This is a genomic window from Streptomyces sp. NRRL S-350 (assembly GCF_000719705.1).
In the GTDB taxonomy this organism is placed as follows: Bacteria; Actinomycetota; Actinomycetes; order Streptomycetales; family Streptomycetaceae; genus Kitasatospora.
Window position 1 is genome coordinate 47,548 of record NZ_JOHO01000012.1, and the last position, 21,390, is coordinate 68,937.

The window sequence follows — 21,390 nt, forward strand, 5'->3', positions numbered from 1 at the left end:
CGGGGGTGGCAGGCGATGGGTAGCGGCGTTCGCGGCCCGCGATCCGCGGCCGACCCTGTTCGGGCTCACCTGGCGAGGGCCTGGCGGAGGCTCTCCAGGCAGTCCGGGCACATCGCCGGTTCCGGCGCGGTGCCGGTTCCCGGCCTGCCGCACGGTCCGCCGCCCAGGCCGTCCGGGCCGGGTGCCTGGCAGCGCCAGGTCGTCGGGGCGGGCTGCGGCGTGGTGCGGCGCTGGCGAGCGGGCCGGACGACCTGGTCGAGGGCGATGGTCTCCTGCTCCAGGTACTCCTGGGCGCGGCGGGCCTGGCGCTCGGCCGCTCGCAGGCCGCAGGCGCGGCACTCCTCGCCAGAGCCGAGGATCAGCCCGCGTTCGCAGTCCGGCCGCTCGCACTCTCGGCTGGAGAGGATCGTGGCGAGGTATCCGACCGGCCCTCGAATCTCCCCGGTCTTGATCCGCTCGGGAACCCGGGCCCGCCACCAGCCGGCGTTGATCCGGGCAAGGGCGTGTTCGGGCGTGCGGCCCGCGGAGAGCAGGTCGCGGACGGCCCGGCGCAGCGGCGGGACCTTGATGGCGGGGTGCTTGCTGACGCCGAGGGCGTCGACCATCGCGAAGACTTCCTCTTCCCGGGGGACGGGCTTGGAGGCGGTGGTACGGATTGTCTTGGTGTGGGGCTTCGTGGTCTTGGTCGCGGCTGTGCCGCTGCTCGGGTTCGGCTTGGGGCGCGAGCGTGCGCTGCGGGCCGCGCGCGGCAAACCACCTGTAGTTGCCCTACGGGCGTCCGGAAGGGGCTCGCTGCGACTGTTCTCACTACTGCTCTTAATGATGTCCGTGTGGTGTCCCCACCCATGTCCGCCTGGTGACGCCACCCCTGTCCGCGTGGTGTCCCCACCCATGTCCGCCTGGTGACGCCACCCCCCGGTGAAGGCGGCGATCTCGCGGTCGTCGCGGGCAGCGGCCCGGGCCCGCCAGAGCCGGGCGTCGAGGAGGAAGTAGGAGGAGGCGACGCGACCGCCGCCGTCCTGGGCGGGGAGGAAGTTGTCCTGCATGAGGAGGAGTCCGTCGGCCCGCATCTGGGCCAGGACGTCGGTGACGGCGGTACGGCCGAGTCCGGTGCAGGCCATCAGCTCCTTCACCGTGGGCGGCCGGTCGGTGATCGCCCGGTTGTGGATGTTCACGAAGGTGGCGATCGCGGCGTAGACGGACTTGTAGTTCGGCGAGCGCTCGCCGGTGCGGGCGATGCGGGCGTCGAGGCGGACGTAGTCGATGCCCGGTGCGCGCTGGACTCGGGGTACCGGCCGGCCGTCGGGGCCGAGAACGGGAGTGGGTGTCGGAGCGGCGGCCCGCTGCAGGAGTTGCTGGGCCCAGCGCTCGCGGTCGAGGAGCTGGTACAGGTTCGCGTCGGCCACTGCCTCGTTGCCGGGAGCGGTCTGTGGGTGGACTGCCAGGATCTGGCGGTCCACCAGGTCGGCGGTGGCTCGGTCGAGGGTCTTGACCGAGCGGCCCATGCAGGCGGCGACGGTCTTGCGGTACGGGAGGAGGGCGTAGCGGGCTTCCGCGGACCACGTCGCCACGGCCTCGGTGGTGAGGGTGATGCGCTCTTCGATCCCGGCGAAGGAGGACAGTGCCATGTACGCCGCCTTGGTGGTGGGTGCGCAGTCGCCGTCCCGGGCGAGACGGGCGTCGAACTCGACGTAGTCGAGGCCCTCGCAGACGAGGCAGCCGTCGGGTCCGGTGGAGAGTCCGGTGAAGAAGGTGGTCACCGGGTCACCGCCTGCTGGCCGCGGGCGGAGGCGTAGACGCTGTCACGGTCGGGGTCCCAGGCGCCCCGGTGGGCTTGAGGGAAGAGGAAGTAGCCGTACGGGTCTTCGATCGGCTGGGCGTCGTCGGCCGGCTGCCTGGCCTGGATGTCGGTGAGGGCGGCGTGGACAGTGCGGGCGACGAGCAGCCACGCCTCCTGGGTGAACGGGTGGGCGGGGCCGAACTCGAGGGTGGCATCGTCGGCGAGGAAGCCCGCCCAGGTTCGGGCGATCGCGGTGCGGCCTTCGGCGAGGGCGACGCTGACGGCCGCGTAGTCCTGCCGGTACCAGCGCGGTGGCACGGGCGGCTCGGAGGGCTTCGGCGGGAGCGGCGCCGGGGCGGCAGGTCGTGGGGCCGGCATGGCGAGGCGGAGCGGGCCGGTGGCCGAGGCCCGGCGACGGTGCAGTGCGCGGATCGCCCGGGTGGCGAGAAGCAGCGGCCAGAAGACAGTCAGCGCCACCGCGGCGGCGACGGCCGCCAGGATGGCCGCGGGTGTCGTAGGGCGCCGGTCGCCGCCGATTCCGGTGAGCGCGATGTAGAAGGCGCCGGCCGGGAGGTAGGTGGTTGCAGCGACTGCGGCCAGGCAGCCGGGGTCGCCAGGCAGCAGGGTCGGCAGCAGGTCCATCGGGGGCTCCTCGGGCTGTGGTGGATCAGTGCCCGAGGTAACCCCGCACTTCTGGACGGACCTCTTGATGATCAAGGTGCGGCAGATAACGACTGCGCAACGCCGCCGGTTGAGGGGCTGAGCGCTCCTGGATGACGTGTACCTGATGACGTTTGACAGGCGGCCTGGGCGGTTGCCCACCGGCCTCGATAGCTGCTCGTTTCCCGCCTTGAGCCTGACCCGTGTGCTCGCTCGTACGGGATCGTTGGTCTCGGCCGCCGCGTTGACCCGCGCCGCGCTACAGGCTCATCGGATCCACACCGGCGAGCTGGAGGTTGAGCCAACCGGTGATCAGGGCGAGGACCGCGGCGTGCCGGGGGACGTCGTACTGCCGCAACAAGATCCAGGCGGCGGTGCCCTCGCCGGACAGGTGGAGCCGCAGGACACGCTGGGCCAGGACGGCGAGGGCGTCGTCCTGCTGGTCGCCCACCGCGACGACCTCGCCGCTGGGCAGGGCGTTGTGCAGCAGCGCCTTGGAGGCGACCTCGATGGCGCCGCGCAGGGGCTCGCCGTCGCGTTCCTGACGGACCAGGGCGAGGACGTGCTCCGTCGTGTTGCTGCTGTCAGCGTCCGGTCCGGTGGCGGTCATCGCGGCCACGTGGGGGACGGCTCGGCGCTGGCGGGGAAGGACGGCTGCGTCGGCGAGTCGGGCTTGGAGGGCGGTCGCCTGCGAGGGAGTGAGAGTGGGCACGAGCCGGACCGTAGCGGGTTCGTGCGCCGGTGGTGCAGCGATCTGAGGACCGGTCAAGATCGCCTGTCAAAGGTCACCTGACGCGCGGCGGCGGGGCCGGACCGGTCCGCCGGAGTGGCTTCCGCAAAGCGGCAGGCGCGCTTGCGTATGCGGGTGAGAGGACCTTTGCGGGGAGACCGGTCCTTTGCGGGTGCGGGTGACCAACCCCTTTGCGGGGGCGGGCACCGTCCCGCACCCGCACCGCAAGGAGAGGGAGCCGTGCGGTGCGGAGGGTGCGCCACGCGGTGGATGCGTACTGCGGGCGCCGCCGCGCCGACCGCCGCGCACCGCACCCGCGCCGTGGTGCGGACTGCCTTGCGGACCGCGTTCGGAACGGCAGCCGGCGCGGCGGAGCTGCAATGGCGCGCACTGATGGCCGGTACCCGGCGGCGGGCTCCCGGCTCGCCCCTGCCCGCGCTGCGCAGCGGCTCCGCGGTGCCCGACCGGAGCGGTTCGGCCGCGCCGGGTGCCGGGGACGGCATCAAGGAATCGGTGCGGCCCCGGGGCGGGGTGTCAAGGAATCCGGACCCGCAGGGGTGCCCCATCAAGGTGCCGGCCCGGGTGCTGGGGAGGCCATCAAGGAGTCCCCGTCCCTGCGGTTGCGGGGCGGGCGGCTCACCTTGATGCCGCCCGCCGCCGGGGTCCGCGGTTCCTTGATGGCCCATCAAGGAACCGCCGCGGTTCCTTGATGGGCCACCAAATCCGCAGGTCATAGCTTTGATCGGGCCCGTTGCGCAGTCGTTACCGGGCGGGCTTCGATCATCAAGGGGTCCGTCAAGGAGTGCGGGGTTTCCTCCGTCGACAGCAATCGCTGACGACCTAGGAGTCCTGAGTGAACCGCCTTTCTGCCCGGCGCAACCGCGCGCCGGACACCCCCTCGCCGATCGCCTCCGGCACCGATCTGCACCGCTCCCGCGCCCGGACCGTCCTCTTGTACGGCGGTATCTGGGCCGCGCTCGCTGCCGGACCTCTGGCCCTCGCCCTCGCGATCGCCCTCCCGCAGACGGCCCGGAGTACCCCCGAGGGGCAGGCCGCCGCCCCGATCGTGATCGCTCCGCCGGTCGGCTACGCCGAGAACTTCGTCGACCTGTGGCTGCGCTCCACCGATGCGGACACCGACGCTGCGGCGCTGCGCGCGATGGCCCCCGGGGTCGACCTGCCGAAGTCGTCCTCCGCCTTGCGGACCTCCGTCGTCAAGACGGTCGCGGTGCGCAGCACCCCGATGGGCGGGCGGACGTGGCAGGTGACGGTTGCGGCCACGGTGGTCGTGCCGCCTGCTTCCCCGCAAGGCGCAAGGTCCCCGCAAGGCTCTACGCAAAGCTCCACGCAAGCGCCCGCAGCGGGAGCCGACGTCCCGCAAGGCGGTGTGCGGGTGGTGCGGTACTTCGCGGTCCAGGTGTCGATGGTCCGCTCGGACGCCTCCGGCGGTGCGCCGGACTCGCTGGTGGTGACTGGAGCTCCAGCTCAGGTGGCGGCGCCTGGCTCGCTGACCGAGACGGACCCGGCAACGCGGACGTACGGCTCGCAGGTCATGGACGGGCCGCTGCGGGAGACGGTGACCGGCTACCTGACGGCCTACCTGAGCGGGGTGGGGGACAGCTCCCGTTACCTCGCGCCGACGGCGAAGATCCCGACCCCGGGCGCGGCCTACTCGAAGGTCTCGCTGAAGACGCTGACGGCTTCCAACGCGGTGCCGTCCGCGCCGGCGGACGGGACGGTGCTGGAGGTTCTGGCCGATGTCGTCGCGTCGGACAGCGCCGGTGAGTGGCCGCTGTCCTACCCCTTGCGGCTGACCGCCCGGGCCGGGCGGTGGGAGATCGCCGCGCTCGCCCCCGCCGGCACCGCCGCTTCTTCCTCCGGCGCCGCGGCGCCGACCTCCACCACCACGAACGGGGCGTCCCGATGAACACCACCACCCTCGCCGGGCCGATCCAGAACTTCGGCAACAGCTGGGCGAACACGCTGCTCGACTGGACGGCAGCCGGCCTGATGATCGCCCTGACCGGCATCGTGATCATCTACGCGATCCGGAAGATGAGCGTCAAGGCGGCGATCGGCGGGGCCATCGGCCTGGTCATTTGCTGGTCGCTGTTCACCGGCCGGTACACGATCTCGGACATCTTCCAGACCGAGTACAGCGAGAACAAGGCGCCGAGCGTGCCGAAGGTCCAGGGCGCGGGCCAGCTGCCGCGTGAGCTCCCGGTCGCCTTCACCGGCCAGCTGGGCCAGTCGTGAGCAGCGCCGCGCGTCCCAGGATCGGCCGCTCCTACACCAAGGCCCGCAGGCATCCGTGGGTTCTGGGCAAGATCGGCGACTGGCGCATCCCGATGGGGCCCTACACGCCACCTCAGTTGGTGGTGGCCGCCGTCGGCGCCTTCCTGCTGATCCGCACCGTCACCTGGTGGGCGCCGGTCCTCGGCCCCCTGCCGGTGGTGGTGTGGGCGGTGGCGATCTGGGCCGCGCGGCACTCGCGCATCGCCGGGCGAAGCCCGTTCCTCGTGGCGGCGGACGCCGCCTCCCTGCTCATCACTCCTCGCGGCGGCCGGATCGCCGGTCGCGCGGTACGGCCGATGCGGCCGGTGGTGATGACCGGCTGCTTCACCGTCGAGGAAGCCCCGGGCGACGAGCCGGCCGTGGAAGTCCCCGCCGTCCGCGAGGACCTGCGGCCCGAGCCGGAGTTCCGCTCGCTGAGCATCTTCGAACCCCGCACCCGGGATCCGCTCCCCGCCGGCCCGGCTCCGGGGCCAGCCCTCACCCCCCTGCAGCAGATGCTCGCCGCGGCCTCCGCCGCCCACTCCCAGAAAGGGGAGCCGTCGTGAAGGCGTCGATCCGTCACATCTCCGGGAACCTCCTGTTCTCCACCACCGGCACCGTCTGGGCCTTTTGGCGGGTCACCCCGATCGGCTCCCGCTACGCCAGCGACCTCGAGCGCCAGGACGTCCTGCGCCGCGTCACCTCCCTGGTCCGCTCCCTGTCCGGCACCGCCCGCCTGTACAGCCTGTGCGCCCGGGTCGAGGCGAGCGAGGTCGCCGCCCGGATCGCCGAAGGCGTCGACCTGGACGCTAACCCCGGCGCGCTGGAGAGCGCCCGCGCCGCCGAGTACCTGCTGTCCGACCGCGAGATGCACCGTCGGACGGTCTGGCTGGCGGTGCCGCTGCAGGCACCCGGCCGGGCGGCGCAGCTCGCCCAGGCCCGCGGGTCGGCGTGGGCGATGTTCGGCGAGCAGGCCGGTCTGCCCCCGGCCCCGGTGCCGGTCGCCGATGTGCAGCTATATAGGGGACTGGCCCGGCAGACCGAGACCGGGTTCGGCGGCGGCCTGCAGATGCGTCCCGCCCGGCCGTCGGAGATCGTGTGGATCCACCAGCATGCGGTCCACCGCGGCATGCAGGAACCGCTGCTCACCGAGGCCGAGACCAGCACGCGCTACGGCGGGCGGATCGTCGGTGCCCATCTGCGCAGCCCGGGCTACGCGAGCCTGGGCCAGGTGCGGCTGCTGGAGGGCGGCCAGGACGCCGCCGCCCGGCGGCAGCGCGAGGAGGGTGGGCTGCGCGGCTGGCTCGGCTCCCGGATCGACGGCAGCGCCTTGTCGAAGCTGTGGCTGCAGGTCGAGACGGAGGAGCAGACCGGCTACCAGGCGCACCTGGCGCTGGAGGAGATCCCGGAGGCGGTCTACGAGGGCTCGGCCGACCTGCTGGCGCGGCTGGACGTACTGCCGTGGCCGGTCGACGCGGTGGTGGACCTGACCCTGGTGGAAGGGCAGCGGGCGAAGCGGGCCATCGCCAAGAAGAAGGCCGAACTCAGCGATCAGGCCGACCAGTGGGCGGCGCACCCGACCGGCACGCCGGACTCGCTGCACGGCGCGGCCGAGGTGCTCGGCGAGCAGGAGGCCCGGCTGGGGCGCACCAGCGTGGAGCTGGAGGTGCAGTCCCGCACCGCGTTCACCGTGTGGGGCCCGACCGCGCAGGTGGCGGACGAGCGGGCCCGGGAGCTGAAGGCGCGGCTGTCCGGTGCGGACTACGGGGTGATCCGGCCGCGCGGCGGGCAGGAGCGGCTGTTCCAGCTCGGCCTGCCCGGCGCGCCGTCGGTGCTGCGCCAGCGGGAGTGCACCCAGTTCCAGCTCTCGGAGGACTGGGCGATGAGCGGGGCGTTCACCGTCGCGGAGATCGGCGACGAGAGCGGCCCGATGATCGGTCAGAGCCTGGACGTCGGCACGACGAAGCCGGTCTACCTGGACCTGGCCGCCGCTCCGCTGAGCAACACGGCGGCGAGCCTCGCGGTGCTGGGGGACCTGGGGTCGGGCAAGTCGGTGTTCCTCAAGCTGATCATCAGCACGCTGCTCGACCGGGGTCACCGGGCGATCGTGATCGACCGGACGAGCCAGCGCGAGTACGTGAGCTTCGCGTCGACCGCCGCCCCGGGCCGCCACCAGGTCATCGACGCCGCCAACGCGAAGGTCTCGATCGACCCGCTGCGCGTCCTCCCCGCTGCGGAAGGCGAGGCGGCGGCGCTCAGCTACCTGCTGCTGCAGACCCAGTTGGACCTGATGTCGCCGGGCGGTGCGCTGCTCTCCCGGGCGGTGAAGGCCGCCGCTGCCTCCCGCAACCCGCACATGGGCGCGGTGCTGGAGGAGCTGGAGGCCATCTCCGAGGAGGGAGGCACCCGCGGCGCGACGGCCGCCGATGTTCTGGACCTGCTGGCCACGGTCAGCGACCAGAAGCTGGCCCGGATGGTTTTCGACCCGTCGCTGCCCGCACTGTCGCTGATCGACCTGCAGGCCGACCTGATCATCTTCGCGACGAATGGGCTGACGCTGCCGCCGAAGGAGTCGTTGGGCCGGCCGGAGGTACTGCGGACCCAGCCACTGGAGGCCCTGATCGGCCGCGCGGTGCTCTACCTGATCGCCGCGATCAGCCGCCACATCGCCTTCACGGACCGCAGCCGCTTCGCCGCACTGATCCTGGACGAGATCTACTGGCTGACCTCCTCCGCCGAAGGATCGGCGTTGATCTCCGAAATCGCCCACGACGGCCGCAAGCACAACGCAGGGTTCGTCGCCGGCGCCCACGACGCCCCAGAGCTCGGAAACGAGACGATCCGCGGCCTGATCACGCAGCGGGTGCTGGCCCGCACCACCGACGAGGCGATGGCCAAGCGCGGCCTGGAGTTCCTCGGCCTGCCCCCGGACGACGAGGGCCTGCTGCAGATGGTCAAGGGCCTGTCGCCGCACGGCCAGCAGAACCGGGCCGGCGAGATGTTCCTGCAGGACACCCGAAACCGCGTCGGCCTCATCCAGGTCGTGGTCCCCGACCTGCCCAAGCACAAGAACATCTTCACCACCCCGGCCACCCGCCCGACCACCAGCTCGCTCCGGAAGGAGGCCCTGCGATGAACACCCCCACCTTCCCGGCTCCGCTGGAGCGCGCAGCGCGGCGGGTCCGGGCCGCCGGTCGCCGGGCGCTGCGGATCGCGCGGGCGGTCCACCGCTTCGCCGCCGCCTACTGGCCCGGGCGTCGCACCGTGCTGATGACGGCCGGGATGACGTTCCTGTTCCTGCTGGCGGGAGCGTCGGCCGCCGATGCCGCCGACGGCAGCGAGCGCGGCGGCATCCTGGCCCCCCTCAACGTCCTGTCGTCCGAAGGCGTCCCGCTCGACAACTACGACCTGAAGAGCGAGAACGGCGGCACCACCGACATCCGGTCGCACGTGTGCAACCTGCTGCTCGGCGCCGGCTTCGCGCTGGTGCGGATGGCGGTGGGCCTGATGTGCTGGGTCTGCCAGTGGATCTGGAACTTCCCCATCGTCTCGACGCTGGTGGAAACCGCGCACAAGCTCAACGGTGAGTTCTTCCAGGTCACCGCGAACGAACTGGGCCTCTACCCCCTCTTCCTGGCGATGGGGAGCGCCTTCGGCTGCATCCTGATGATGAAGGGGAAGGTCGGCCGCGGCGCCGGCGAGATGATCATCACCCTGCTGCTGTCGACGCTGGTGCTGATGCCCGCGCTGAGTCCGCGCAGCGTCCTGGGCGAGCAGGGTCCTTTGGTGCAGACCCAGCAGGCCGCGCACGATGTCGGCCAGCTGGCCGCCGGAGTCAACGGGCCGGACCCCGGCTGCACCAGCGACAAGGACAAGAAGGACCCCAGCTGCCCGATGCGGATGACCTTGACCCGCGTCCTGGTCGTGCAGCCGTACCAGCTGCTGCAGTACGGGATCATCCCGAATCCGAAGTCCGAGAACGCCCACGAGCGGGAGCTCGCGGAGGTGCACCGGCGGTGGATCCACGGCGAGATCAAGGGCAAGGACGCCGGCGACGGGTGCATCAGCTGGCTGCCCGGGTCCGACCAGCTGTGCCCCAAGAGCACGGCCTGGGACGAGCTGAAGACCGAGCTGCAGAAGCACGGTGACGAGGGGAAGGCCGCCTACAACTTCGCGGTCAACAGCAACTGGGACCGGGTCGGCGGCACCGTCCTGGTGTTGTTCGCGACGCTGCTGATCGCGATCGTCGTGCTCGGTATGGCCTTGGTCCACCTGGGCACGCAGTTCGCGGACGTGGTGGCCGCCTCGCTGACGGCCCCTGCGCTGGTGTGGGCGATGCTGCCCGGCGGCAACCGGAGCGCGCTCTGGAAGTGGGTCGGGGTCTTCATGACGAGCGTGGTCACCGAGTTCGCGATCAGCATCATGCTGCCGCTGTTCGCGCTGGGCGCCGACCAGATCCTGACGAACTCCAAGGACACGGTCATGATCCAGCGGCTGTTGATCCTGGACGGTTTCGCGCTGGTGATCCTGGTGTTCCACAAGCGGATCTTCGCCGCCGCCGGGCAGGTCGGTGAGCGGTTCGCGTCCCGGATGCGGTACGCGAAGGTCGGCGGCAGCTTGTTCCTGGGCGAGAACCAGGGCTTGGCGCTGGCGATGTCCCAGGCCATGGGCACGATGTCGCCCTCCGGCGGCGGGATGCTGGGCGGCGGTCGGGCCGGTGGTGGCGCGCTGTTCGGCAGTGCCATGTTCGGCGGCGGCTCCCCCGCCCACGGTGCGCTGATGCGCAAGGCGCGTATCGCCGAGGGCCTGGCGGCGATCGCCGACCCCGGTCTCGGCCGCATGAACGGCGGGGCGATGGCCGTCGGCGCGTACGGGGAGGTCCGACGCGGCCTGTCCGCGCTGGCACTGCCCTTCCACGCCGCGCACCAGCTGGTGGCCGGCAACCCGCTGCCGCCGCACAAGCTCGCCGCCCGCATGAAGCCGGTCGGCTCCCGGGGGCCGCTCGGCGGCCAGACGCCGCAGCACGGCCCCGGTGGTCCCGGCGCTCACGGTGGCCCGGGCGGCGGACGCGGCCCGGCCGGCGGCGGAGGCAGGCCGCCCTTCGGACGCCAGCAGCAGATGCCCGCCCACGGCCTCACCCCGGCGGGGCACGCTCTGCACAACGCGCTGCTGGGCACCCGGGCCGGACGCCTCGCGATCCGCGCGGGCCAGGTCGGCAAGCTGGGCTTCAACGCGACGCTCGGCGCTCCGGCCACCTGGACCCGGCTGAACCGGGCCAACGACGCCATGTGGGAGAACGTCGACCGCCAATGGGAGCACTACTCGAACGTCCGCAAGGAGTGGACCGGCGACTGGAAGGAGGGCGCGAAGGACCTGACGAAGGAAATCCCGGCCGGCTACCGCATGGCCAAGCGGGGCGTCCAGGGCACGGTCAACACCGTCAGCGGTGCAGCCCGGCACCAGTACTACCAGGCCGCCGCGTTCGGCCAGACGTACGGGCCGACGCTGGTCAACGGCGTCCGCACCGCCTACGAGGCCGCGCAGACCGGCTACGACCTGACGCTGGGCGACCCGTTCGAGGGCGCGAGCGGCCGGGCCGGCCACTTCGACCCGGCCGACCGGGGCGAGGTCTGGGAGCACGCCAAGGACCGCGGCCCGGAGTACCCCTTCTACGAGACGGAGCCGAGCGAGTCCGTCATCGCCCCGGACCGCGCCGCTCAGCCGGGCGCCGGTCAGGTGGTGGTCTACGGCGGCGAGGGCGACAGCGGCCCGTCCGAAATGCGTTCCGCGCTGGGCCCAGGAGCCCTTCCGCCGACCGAGCCGATCCGAGTGATCGACGGCGAGGAGCCGATGGTCATCAACGAGCGCACAGGGGAGATCCTGGCGTCGCGGCCGGTCACAGACGTCCCGCCCGCGCCCGCCATGGAGGGCATGGACCCGGCGGTGCTGCGGCGGGTCAGCCCGGAGGTGCTGCGCGAGCCGAGCCGCACGCCGCTCGAGGCGCTGCGGATGCGCCGTCACATCGGCTACCAGGCACCGCAGGAGGCCGCCGGCACCTCCGACGGCGCCGGTGACGGCCTGGACGGGGGGCTCGGGCTGTGAAGCTGTTCAGGGCTTACCGGAAGATCAGCTGCCTGGGCCTGCTGCTGGTGGGCGCGGCGGTGACACTGTGCGGCCTCGCCATCATCAGCATGATCGACGGCGCCGACCCGGGAGCCACCGCTCCGGTGGCCTCGGTCGGCGGCATCCCGCCGCGGCTGATGGAGGCGTACGTACGGGCCGCCGCCGCGATGCCGCAGCTCGACCCCGAGTGCAAAGGCATGTCGTGGCAGCTCCTGGCCGGCATCGGCAAGGTCGAGTCAGGCCACGCCGAGGGTCACCAGATCGACGCCGACGGGCTGGTGACACCGCCGATCGTGGGCCCGATCCTCGACGGCCGCGGAGTCGGAGGCAACATCACTCCCGTCTACGACACGGACCAGGGCCGGTGGGACGGCAACAGCCAGTTCGACGCCGCAGTGGGCGTCGTCCAGTTCCTCCCCTCCACCTTCGCCTCGTACGCGGACAAGGTCCGTCCCGAGGGCGGCGCCAGCCCGCAGGACGTCGACGACGAGACGCTCGCCGCCGCGCTGTACCTCTGCCAGGGCAAGGACCTGACCGACCCTCAGACCCTGCACAACGCGATCCTCCGCTACAACTACTCCAGCGCCTACGTCGACGAAGTACTGCGGTGGATGAAGCAGTACATCCAGCTCGGCGACCCCACCACGACCGTGCCGATCGGGGACGCCTCCGAGCAGGCGCAGCAGGTGATCGCGGCGGCGGCGAGCCAGTTCGGTGTCCCCTACTCCTGGGGCGGCGGAGATGCGACGGGCAAGACGACGGGCATCTGCTGCTCCGAGGGCGGGCAGGACGGCCGGACGGTCACCGGCTTCGACTGCTCCGGCCTGATGGTCTATGCGTTCGCGAAGGTCGGGATCAAGCTGCCGCGGGTGGCCGCCGACCAGGCCGGGGTCGGGCAGCGCATCCCCGCCTCGGCCGGCATGAGCGCGCTCCGGCCGGGCGACATGGTCTTCTTCGGCAACTCGCGCGGTATCTACCACGTCGGCCTGTACATCGGCGGCGGCCAGATGATCAACGCCCCGAAGCCGGGAGACGTCGTCAAGCAAGCCAGCGTCTGGAACTACGACTATGCGGGCGGCGCCCGCGTGCTCGGCTGAGAGGCCACAATGATGATCAAGCTACCCCGTCGACTGCCCGAGCTCGCGGCCATGGCCGTGCTCACCGCAGGACTCGTCCTTCTGCTGGTTCCGGGCGCCGCGGACAACCGGCCGAGTTCGGCCGCCACCGGCCCCCGGGCCGCCCCTTCGACGAGCCCGCCGGCCTCCACCACCGTCCCCACGCCCCTGGCAACGCCCGCCGCTTCGCCGTCGGGCACCCCGACAGCCGAAGCGCCGTCGCCGAGTCCGACCGCCGTGCGGGAAGTGATGCCGTCCGGCGTGCCCGCCGCCGGTGACGGTCCTGCCGGTGACGCCTCTCTGCAGGAGGCGTTCTCCCGGCAGAAGCCCAGCGACCTCACCCCGGCCGACGCCGAGCAGCTCACCTCCCTGGCCCGCGCGGTCTGGATGGCCGAGACCACCGGCGTCGGCCGTGAGCGCTGGCCGCTGTACTTCCCCGCGACCACCGGAGCGGGCCGCCTCTACCTCTACACCGGCGTGCGGGTGCAGGCCGCCGCCGCGCACACGGCCGACGGAAGCACCGACAAGGTCCGGGTCGACCTGCTGTGGGCGGGCACCTCCCCGACCGGCTCGTACGGGGACAGCCGGCCGGCCACCGTGATCTTCACCCGCACCTCGACCGGATGGGAGCCCGTGCGATGAACGACCAGAGCCACAGCAGCATGCTGAAGGATGTGTTGGGCGCGGCCTGGGCCGTCGTGAGCTGGCTGGCCGACGTGGCCGCCTGGTGCGGCGACAACGCCGGAACGCTCCTTGTCGTCATCACCCCCGTGGCCGTTGCCGCAGGCCTGCTCCACCAGTTCCTGACCCGCCGTGCCCTCGCGCTGCGCACCCGCTACATCCTGACACCCAGCCGCCGGTTCGACCCGAGCAGCGAGGACATCTGGCGCCAGACCGCCCTGCTGATGCGGGCGTCCAGCAAGGGCCCCTGGTGGGCACCTCGAGGAGCCCGCCGGGTGCGGGTACGGCTGCGGGCGGACGGCAGCGTGCCGCTGGAGTACAGCGTGGAGGGGCCGAAGGCCGCCGCCACCCTGCTCACCAACAGCCGCTTCCAGGAGGTCAGCGTCGCCGAGGCCGAGGAGGCCGCCGATCCGGTGGCCGCCCAGGCCGCGCAGGACCGGCTGGACAAGAAGGACAAGGAGCTGCAGAGGCGCCTGAAGACCGAGGCGAAGGAGGCCCGAGCCAAGGCGAAGGCCGCTGGCAAGAACGGCAAGGTGGCACTGGAGAAGCAGCGGAAGGAGAAGGAGGACGGCCGCCTGGTCGCGGTGCGCGCCGAGTTCGTCCTCAAGGGTCGCGCCTCCGCCGCGCTGCGCGAGGTGCCGATGGTCCCCGATCCGCTCCAGCCGCTGATCGACGCCGTCGGCGACATCCGCGCCGAGCAGGGGGACCTGGCCGAGGTCGTCGTCGACATCCAGTCCATCCCGCGGTGGCAGGTGAAGCTGCGCCGGTGGAAGCTGATGCACGAAGCCCAGGAGGACAGCCGCAAGGCTGCCCGCAGGAACGCCCGCAACGCGGCGCTCGTGGCGGCGGACGCGGAGGACTCGCTGCGTTACCAGCTGCTCAGCCTCCTCGACCCCTCGTCGAAGTCCTCCGCGGGTTCCCGGATGCCGATGCCCCGGCCGCGGGCGGTCGAGCCGGAGGAGGCGCTGGGGCGCCTGCACAGCGACACCGGGCTGGTGCGCATCCAGCTGCTGGTGCGCTGCGCCTCCAAGGACGAGGGGCGTGCCCGGCAGCTGCTGGAACGGGTGAGTGCCGGTCTCGATGTCTTCGGGCAGGACAGCCGGCTCGGCGTGGACGGCGGCCGGTTCCTGAAGTGGTCCTGGGGCGCGGACAGCTGGCATCGCCGAGACTCCTTCGACCGGCGGTGGAGCAGCGGGCAGGTCGGCCCCCGCCAGCAGAACTGGCTGCACGTCAGCGAGCTCGCGGGGTTGTTGAAGCCGCCGACGATGCACGCGGTGCTGCCGGTCCTCGCTTCGGAGCTGCCGGACTACGTCGCTGGTGAGGCTTTGGTCCCGCACGGGCGACTCGTCCACGCCGACGGCACCAGCCGGGTCATCGCCACCCGCGAGGAGGAGTTCCTGTTCAGCGTCAACGTGGGCAAGTCGAACTACGGCAAGACCGAGACCGCGCTCACCAGGGCCATCGCGGTCGCAGCGGCCGGCTCCGGGGCGATGTTCGTCGATCCGCACGGTGACTCCTGGACCACGGCGTCCCCTTATCTCGCCCATCCGGTCTTCGCTTCCCGAGTGCGCCGGGTCGACCTGGCCCGCGCGGACCAGCCGGGGGCGAAGCTGCCGAGCTGGAACTTGTTGGAGATGAAGCCCGGGCGCAAGGCCAACCGGCTGACCACGGCAGCGGTCGACGCCCTCGCGACGGGGCTGAACTGGACGGACGCGGCGGCGCCGCGCGCTTTGACGATCTTCACGAAGTCGATCGAGGCGTTGGTGGCGCACAACGCCCGCGCGGTGGCCGCCAACCGGCCGGACGCGCAGGCGACCCTGCTGCAGATCCGCACCCTGCTGACGGACAAGCCGTGGCGGGACGCCCTGATCAAGCATTTGAGCCCCGAGCAGCGCCGGTGGTGGACCACGACGTTCGCGGCGTACCAGGTGGCCGAGGTGCTGGGCCCGGTACTGAACCCGATCGACCGCCTCGCGTCGAACGAGGTGACGCGCGCGTTCCTGGGCTCGCCGCAGGGGACGTACGACATTCGGGAGGCGATGGACGAGGGCCACATCGTGTGGCTGTGCCTGGAAGGCACGGGGCCGTCGGACCGGCTGCTGTTCAGCACGGTCCTGCAGAACCTGCTGCAAGCCGGTCTCTCCCGCAGGGACCTGGCGTCGGAGGCGAGGAAGTGGTTCCACACCTTCGCTGACGAGTTGATCGCCTTGGACCCGGCGGGTGGTCCGTCGTTCGCGGCGATCACCGAGCAGTTGAGGAAGTTCGGAGGTCGGCTGCATGTGATGGCGCAGTCGCTCGGCCGGATCAGTCCGGCCACGAAGGAGGCGCTGATGCAGAACTCGTCCGTGGTGAGCACGACGGCCGGGTCGATGACCGCGGCCAGGGCGATGGCGGAGGAGTGGCACGGGGCGGTGTCCGCCGGTCAGATCGCGGACCTGCCGCGGTTCTCGCACTACGTGCAGGTCACCGCCGATGGGAACCGGGTGGGGCCGCTGCGGGTGCGGGGTTTGCAGGTCTCCGAGCTGTTCGGGATGTACTACCGCCCGAAGCTGGTGGAGGAGATGGTGGAGAAGGCGGACGAGCAGATGGGGTCGAGGACGCTCCCGGAGCTGCTGGCCGTCGCGGACGTGCAGGACGCCGTTGTGCTGGAGTTCAACGGCCCCGCGCCGGACCCGTCGGGCGGGGCTGACAAGCAGTCGGACTCCTCCCCGGGGGACGGCGGGGCGACGACGGCGAAGCGGCAGCCGGACGGCGGAGGGTCGACGACGACGGTGGCGGCGGCTGTCCATCACCAGGCGGGGACGAGGCACGGCAGGCGTGGGCCTGGCCGCCCGAAGAAGCGGTAGCCGTTGCGGGTGGACTGAACAGGTGATTTCCGGGTGCGGCCCGCGACCGGGGCCGCATCCGGATTGCCCGAATATGTGCCTCACTGACCATTTCATTGCATTTACTACAAATTTTCGTGTGACTATGCCAACGGCAGGACCGCCACGGCCGAATTGGTGTGGGCATCTGGCTGAAACTTTCGTATTGTGACTGCTCGGATGCTCTGTGACGCAGCGACACCAGAGTGATTTGGTCATACCTGCACACCGGATGACCAGAACCTTTACGGTTTCGCGGGCCCAGGGCAGAGGTAACGGGGGGCGATCATGTCGCGTTAGGCATTCGTGGGCCCGAGTGGCCGATCCAACGGCTGCTCAGGGCCCGGGCGGGCAACGTCCGCTCCGGAGGGGGTCCCGATAGCGAAGCCCCCGGAATTTGACTTGTTGACGTCAAATCAGAAATCACGCCAGCACGATGCGGTTGGGGCAGGAATGGCTCTGAGGAATCCCACAAAGTCGAAGCCGGAGACGGCCAATCCTCCGGCACAGCGCACCGCGCCGGAGCAGCGGCAGCCCTCGGGGGGCGGCCGGCTTCCGGCCGTCGGACGCGAGCGCCGCCCGGGCCTGGCCGTCCTGGCCGCCCTGCTGGTCCTCGCGGGCGGCCTCGGTGCGACGGTGCTCGTCCAGAAGGCCGGCGAGAAGGTGTCCGCCGTGAAGATCACCGAGCGGGTCGCCCCCGGTCAGCACATCCCGGAGACGGCGATCGAGGAGATCCAGGTCGCCGCCGACACCCCGGTCAACTTCGTGCGTTGGGACCAGCGCCAGCAGCTCGGGCAGCTCTTCACCGCCTCGGAGGTGGCCAAGGGCAGCCTGCTCACCGGCGACATGCTGACCCAGAAGACCGGTGTCTCCACCGACCAGGCCGTGGTCGGACTCGCCCTGAAGGCGGGACAGTTCCCGCCGGGGCTGCGCGACGGCGACAAGGTCCGCGTGATGTGGGTCGGGAGGGACGCCGCGAAGCTGCCGACCGGCACCGCCACCGCCGCCCCCGGCACGCCCAGCTCGGGCGCCGAACTCGCCTCCGGCACCGTGCGACAGGTGTTCAAGAACGACAGCGCCGCCAGCACCAGCCTGTCGCTGTCCGTCCTGGTGCCCACCGACAAGTCCGGGGCCATCGCCCAGGCGTCCTCAGCCGGCGAGGTCGCGTTGGTGCTGCTCTCCGCCCCCCAGTAATAAGAGGACGACACCCATGGCCCTGATCGCCATCGCGTCCCCCAAGAACGCACCCGGCACCAGCACCACCGCGCTCGCCCTCGCCGCAGTCTGGCCGCGCCGCAGCCTGTACGCCGAGGCCGGGGAGTGGGGAGGCGACCTCGTCTACCGCCGCCCGATCGCGGAGTCCGGAGAAACCCTGGATCCCAGCACCGGGATGAGCTCGTTGGGCCTGGCCGCCCGGCGCGGCCTCAGCCCCTCCATCGTCTGGGAGCACACCCAGCGGCTCCAAGGCGGGCAGGAAGTCCTGCTCGGGCTTGCCACCGCCGAGCAGGCAACCGCCTGGACGGGCCTGTGGCCCCAGCTCGGCCGGGCTCTCGCCGCCCTGCCAGAGATCGACGTCGTCGCCGACCTCGGTCGCATCGGGCCCAACTCCCCCACGCTGGAGCTGCTCCCTGCGGCGTCCGTCGTCCTGCTGATCGCCCGCACCGAGGCGGAGGACCTGGCCGCCGTCCGCGACCGGGCCGCCGCCGTCACCGCGCGGCTGAGCCCCAACGGCACAGTCGGCCCGCCGGTCGGCATCGTGCTGGTCGCCCCCCGCAAGGAACAGGTTCCCGCCGCGGGCGGGCTGCGCCAGCTGCTGGCCAACGCCCGGGTCCCCGCCGACGTCCTCGGCCTGATTGACGAAGACCCCTCCGGGGCTGCTCAGGTGGCCGGCCGCAAGGGCGGCAACGTCGCGCGCTCCCACCTGCTGCGCTCCACCCGGGTCCTCGCCGCCACCCTCGGCGATCGGTACAGCCTCGGCCGCCAACCCGCCGCCGCGCCCGACGACGCGCCCGCCACCACCGCCCGACAGGAGATCCGCTGATGGAGCAGCAGCAGTTGGACCACCAGCTGGTGCGGGAGCTGCACACCCGCTTCGGCAAGCGGCTCAGTGAGCAGCGCCGTAGCGGCGTGATCGCCGCGACGATGACGCTGGACGACGAGCGCCAGTACGCGCACTCCGTGATCGCCGACGTAATGAGGGAGTACCTCGAGGAGGCGATGGCCCAGGGCAGGGAGCTGCCGACCCGGGAGGAGGAGGAGCGCCTGGTGCGCGCGGTGCACGCCGCCCAGTACAGCGCTGGTCCTCTGCAGCCCCTGCTGGACAACCCGGATGTGGAGAACATCAACATCCAGGGCGGGCGGGTCTTCGTCAAGTACACCGGAGGAAAGAAGGAGGAGGTCCCGCCGCTGGTGGGCAGCAGCGCCGAGCTGGTGCAGCTGGTGGAGCAGCTCGCGGTCTACGCGGGCGTCAACTCGCGTTCCTGGAGCCAGACCGATCCGCTGCTGGACATCCGCATGCCCGGCGGCGAGCGGCTGGCCGCCATTCATCCCACGATGACCGGCGACCGGCAGCCCGCGCTCAGCATCCGACGCTCCAGCCTCGGAAAGGTCTTCCTCCACGAGCTCCAGGCGAACGGCACCGTGACCGAGGAGGCCGCCCAGTTCCTGCGTGCGGCGGTGAAGGCCCGCAAGAACATCGTCGTCGCGGGCGCCACCGACGCGGGCAAGACGACGCTGCTGCGGGCCTTGGCGAATGAGATCCCTCCGGAGGAGCGGATCATCACTATCGAGCGCTCGCTCGAACTCGGCCTGGACGAGTACGAGGACCTCCACCCCGACATCCTCGTGCTGGAGGAGCGGCTGGCCAACACCGAGGGCGAAGGCGCCATCTCCCAGGGCAAGCTGCTGGAACGCTCGCTGCGCCACGACGCCGACCGTGTGATCGTCGGCGAGGTGCTGGGCGGCGAGGCCATCCAGATGCTGAAGGCCATGAGCCAAGGCACCGACGGCTCGCTGTCGACGCTCCACGCCAACAGCAGCGAGGAGGTCTTCAACCGCATCGCCACCTACGCCCTGGAGGCAGCGGAGCGCCTCCCGATCGAGGCGACCCACATGCTGATGGCGTCGGCGCTGCACTTCGTGGTCTTCATCAAGAAGGTCCGCGACCCCTTCACCGGGGAGAAGCGCCGCCGGATCGCCTCGATCCGGGAGGTGAACGGCTTCGACGGCGGCCGGGTGTCCTCGAGCGAGGTCTTCAAGCTGGGCCCTGGCGGACAGCTGATGGCTGCAGCCCCGATCAGCTGCCTGGACGACCTGGCCGAGTTCGACTACATCCCTGGGGAGGTGTGGGTGTGAACGTGACCGTCTTTTCCCCGCTGCTGCTGGCCGCCCTGGGCTGCGGCCTGCTCGCCGGCGGCGGCCTCGCCCTGCTCATCGCCTCCATCGTCGGTATGCCCCGCCGTCCGGCCTCGGGCCCCAGCCGCCTGGAGCGGCTGTCGGCCTTCGCGCGCCGCCGCGGCGCGGCAGCCGGGGCGGCGGCCGTCGCCACCCTCGTCATCACCCGGTGGCCGGTGGCCGCCGTGGGGGCCGCGCTCATCGTGGCATTCAGCGGGAAGCTGTTCGGCGGTGCCCGCGCGGAGCGCAAGGGCGTGGAGCAGATGGAAGCGCTGGCCGGGTGGATCGAGTCCCTGCGCGACACGATGGCCGGCGCGGTCGGTCTGGAGCAGGCCATCCAGTCGAGCACCGAGGCAGCCGCGGCCAGTCTCAGGCCGCACCTGCACATGCTCGTTGACCTGCTGCGCGCCAGGCGGCCCATGGCGGAGGCGCTGGACGCCTTCGCCGAAAGCCTCGGCGACGGGAGCGCCGACATGGTCATCATCGCGCTCAAGGACAACGCCCGGCAGCGCGGCCCCGGCTTTCGCGACGTCCTGACTGCGCTGGCGGAGACTGCCCGCGACGAGGCGGACATGCGCCGCAAGGTCATGGCCGAGCGCGCCGGAACCCGGCGCAGCATCCAGATCGTGACCGGCATCATCATCGTCTTCCCGCTCGGGATGGCCCTGTTCAACCCCCAGTTCGTGGCGCCGTACCGGACCCTGCAGGGCCAGGCGGTGCTCGCGGTGGTGGCCATCTTCTTCGGCGGGGCGATGCTCTGGCTGCGCAAGCTCTCGGTGCTCCCGCCGCCGGCCCGGCTGCTCGTCCGAGGGGAGAACCGATGATCCTGACCATGCTCACCGGCGGAGCGCTCGGGCTGGGCCTGTACCTGCTGGTGCGGGCGCTGCTTCCCGGCCGTCCCCGCGCCGCGACGGTGGTGGCACGGATCGACTCCCTGCGCAGCACCGCGCCCGCACCGGTCGCGGGCTCGCTCTCCCCGCGGGCGTCGGTGGTCACCGTGCACGGCCGACTCACGAAGCTGGCCGGGCCCCGGATGAGCGCCTTCTTCGCCGCCCAGGGCTGGACCCCTGCAAGCCAACGGGCCAACCTGGCGCTGCTGGAGCGCAGCACGGACGCCTTCATGGCTCAGAAGCTGCTGTTCTCGGCGGCCGGGCTGATCGTCGGTCCGCTGCTTGCGGCGGCGCTGTGGCTGTTCGGCGTGACCGACAGCGCGTTGTCGCCGCTGTGGCTGACCCTGCTGGCCATCGCGGGTTGCTTCTTCCTGCCGGACGCCGAGATCGCGACCGAGGCGGCGAAGATGCGGCTGGAGTTCCAGCGGATCATCAGCGTCTACCTGACGCTGGTGCACCTGAACCTGGCCGGAGGCGCCGGTCTGCCGGAGGCCTTGAAGTCGTCGTCCGAGGTGTCCGACGCCCCGCCGATGCTGCGGATCCGCCGGGCCCTGGACGAGGCGCGGCTGCAGCGCGTGGCGTACTGGGCGGCCCCGGGGCGGCTCGGTGAGGAGGTCAACCTGCCGGACCTGGTTGACCTGACGTCCACCTTGAGGCTCGTGGCCGCCGACGGGGCGCGGGTGCGGGACTCGCTGAAGGCGCGTGCCGACACCCTGCGCAAGCGGGAGCTGGCCCGGCTGCACAGCAAGGCCGGGGCGGCCGGTCAGTCGATGACGGTCGCCCAGATGCTGCTGTGTTTCGGCTTCTTGATCTTCCTTGGCTACCCGGCGTACTCCCGCCTTGTCTCTCTCTGACCTCCTGTCACACATCTAGACCCAGC

16 protein-coding genes are annotated in these 21,390 nt (G+C 71.7%); 13 read left to right on the top strand and 3 right to left on the bottom strand.

Translation table 11 applies throughout. From position 1 onward, the window contains the following. Nucleotides 1-65: 65 nt before the first annotated feature. The 3 genes from IF30_RS0114395 to IF30_RS0114405 form a co-directional block, all read right to left on the bottom strand. The gene (locus IF30_RS0114395) at nucleotides 66-1,760 is read right to left on the bottom strand and encodes a hypothetical protein (protein WP_030237241.1); all 1,695 of its coding nucleotides are present in this window, start codon (nucleotides 1,758-1,760) and stop codon (nucleotides 66-68) included. After that, nucleotides 1,757-2,422: a hypothetical protein gene (locus IF30_RS0114400; RefSeq protein WP_030237244.1), complete on the bottom strand. Its 666-nt coding sequence runs from the start codon at nucleotides 2,420-2,422 to the stop codon at nucleotides 1,757-1,759. The genes IF30_RS0114395 and IF30_RS0114400 overlap by 4 nt, the downstream gene beginning before the upstream one ends. 277 nt (nucleotides 2,423-2,699) lie before the next feature. Further along, nucleotides 2,700-3,152, bottom strand: coding sequence for a hypothetical protein (locus IF30_RS0114405; protein ID WP_158835012.1), 453 nt, complete (start codon nucleotides 3,150-3,152; stop codon nucleotides 2,700-2,702). An 871-nt stretch (nucleotides 3,153-4,023) separates the two neighbouring features. Between IF30_RS0114405 and IF30_RS0114410 the strand changes: the two genes are divergently transcribed. The 13 genes from IF30_RS0114410 (at nucleotide 4,024) to IF30_RS0114470 (ending at nucleotide 21,364) form a co-directional block, all read left to right on the top strand. Beyond that, a complete protein-coding gene (locus tag IF30_RS0114410; RefSeq protein WP_030237249.1) occupies nucleotides 4,024-5,097 on the top strand; it encodes a conjugal transfer protein in 1,074 nt (357 codons plus the stop codon). Further along, nucleotides 5,094-5,426, top strand: coding sequence for a hypothetical protein (locus tag IF30_RS0114415; RefSeq protein ID WP_030237252.1), 333 nt, complete (start codon nucleotides 5,094-5,096; stop codon nucleotides 5,424-5,426). Before IF30_RS0114410 ends, IF30_RS0114415 begins: the two co-directional genes overlap by 4 nt. Next, nucleotides 5,423-6,010: a hypothetical protein gene (locus tag IF30_RS41470; protein ID WP_051710271.1), complete on the top strand. Its 588-nt coding sequence runs from the start codon at nucleotides 5,423-5,425 to the stop codon at nucleotides 6,008-6,010. The genes IF30_RS0114415 and IF30_RS41470 overlap by 4 nt, the downstream gene beginning before the upstream one ends. Next, on the top strand, nucleotides 6,007-8,580 hold the full coding sequence (locus tag IF30_RS0114425; RefSeq protein ID WP_030237257.1) for an ATP-binding protein: 2,574 nt from the start codon (nucleotides 6,007-6,009) through the stop codon (nucleotides 8,578-8,580). The genes IF30_RS41470 and IF30_RS0114425 overlap by 4 nt, the downstream gene beginning before the upstream one ends. Next, complete coding sequence (locus IF30_RS47760; protein ID WP_030237261.1) at nucleotides 8,577-11,546, top strand: hypothetical protein; 2,970 nt, start codon at nucleotides 8,577-8,579, stop codon at nucleotides 11,544-11,546. Before IF30_RS0114425 ends, IF30_RS47760 begins: the two co-directional genes overlap by 4 nt. Beyond that, nucleotides 11,543-12,664, top strand: coding sequence for an NlpC/P60 family protein (locus tag IF30_RS0114435; protein ID WP_037899990.1), 1,122 nt, complete (start codon nucleotides 11,543-11,545; stop codon nucleotides 12,662-12,664). The genes IF30_RS47760 and IF30_RS0114435 overlap by 4 nt, the downstream gene beginning before the upstream one ends. Nucleotides 12,665-12,673: 9 nt before the next feature. Next, nucleotides 12,674-13,324 carry a hypothetical protein gene (locus IF30_RS0114440; protein ID WP_051710273.1) on the top strand — a complete coding sequence of 217 codons (651 nt, stop codon included), beginning with the start codon at nucleotides 12,674-12,676 and terminating at the stop codon, nucleotides 13,322-13,324. Then, complete coding sequence (locus IF30_RS0114445) at nucleotides 13,321-16,209, top strand: hypothetical protein (RefSeq protein WP_051710276.1); 2,889 nt, start codon at nucleotides 13,321-13,323, stop codon at nucleotides 16,207-16,209. Before IF30_RS0114440 ends, IF30_RS0114445 begins: the two co-directional genes overlap by 4 nt. Before the next feature lie 471 nt (nucleotides 16,210-16,680). Continuing rightward, on the top strand, nucleotides 16,681-17,421 hold the full coding sequence (locus IF30_RS0114450) for a hypothetical protein (RefSeq protein ID WP_051710277.1): 741 nt from the start codon (nucleotides 16,681-16,683) through the stop codon (nucleotides 17,419-17,421). 16 nt (nucleotides 17,422-17,437) lie between these two features. Beyond that, nucleotides 17,438-18,268 (top strand): hypothetical protein, encoded by an 831-nt coding sequence (locus tag IF30_RS0114455; RefSeq protein WP_051710280.1) that lies wholly within the window; start codon nucleotides 17,438-17,440, stop codon nucleotides 18,266-18,268. Continuing rightward, complete coding sequence (locus IF30_RS0114460) at nucleotides 18,268-19,581, top strand: CpaF family protein (RefSeq protein ID WP_030237276.1); 1,314 nt, start codon at nucleotides 18,268-18,270, stop codon at nucleotides 19,579-19,581. The genes IF30_RS0114455 and IF30_RS0114460 overlap by 1 nt, the downstream gene beginning before the upstream one ends. Nucleotides 19,582-19,583: 2 nt before the next feature. Further along, nucleotides 19,584-20,444: a type II secretion system F family protein gene (locus tag IF30_RS0114465; RefSeq protein WP_158835014.1), complete on the top strand. Its 861-nt coding sequence runs from the start codon at nucleotides 19,584-19,586 to the stop codon at nucleotides 20,442-20,444. Next, entirely contained in the window at nucleotides 20,441-21,364 is a 924-nt protein-coding gene (locus IF30_RS0114470) for a type II secretion system F family protein (RefSeq protein WP_030237281.1), read from the top strand. The genes IF30_RS0114465 and IF30_RS0114470 overlap by 4 nt, the downstream gene beginning before the upstream one ends. Nucleotides 21,365-21,390: the final 26 nt, after the last annotated feature.

Coding starts and splice junctions, on each gene's coding strand:
- IF30_RS0114445 (WP_051710276.1), top strand. CDS start 13,321: ATGAACGACCAGAGCCACAGCAGCATGCTGAAGGATGTGTTGGGCGCG.
- IF30_RS0114460 (WP_030237276.1), top strand. CDS start 18,268: ATGGAGCAGCAGCAGTTGGACCACCAGCTGGTGCGGGAGCTGCACACC.
- IF30_RS0114415 (WP_030237252.1), top strand. CDS start 5,094: ATGAACACCACCACCCTCGCCGGGCCGATCCAGAACTTCGGCAACAGC.
- IF30_RS0114400 (WP_030237244.1), bottom strand. CDS start 2,422: ATGGACCTGCTGCCGACCCTGCTGCCTGGCGACCCCGGCTGCCTGGCC.
- IF30_RS0114440 (WP_051710273.1), top strand. CDS start 12,674: ATGATGATCAAGCTACCCCGTCGACTGCCCGAGCTCGCGGCCATGGCC.
- IF30_RS47760 (WP_030237261.1), top strand. CDS start 8,577: ATGAACACCCCCACCTTCCCGGCTCCGCTGGAGCGCGCAGCGCGGCGG.
- IF30_RS0114470 (WP_030237281.1), top strand. CDS start 20,441: ATGATCCTGACCATGCTCACCGGCGGAGCGCTCGGGCTGGGCCTGTAC.
- IF30_RS0114455 (WP_051710280.1), top strand. CDS start 17,438: ATGGCCCTGATCGCCATCGCGTCCCCCAAGAACGCACCCGGCACCAGC.
- IF30_RS0114450 (WP_051710277.1), top strand. CDS start 16,681: ATGGCTCTGAGGAATCCCACAAAGTCGAAGCCGGAGACGGCCAATCCT.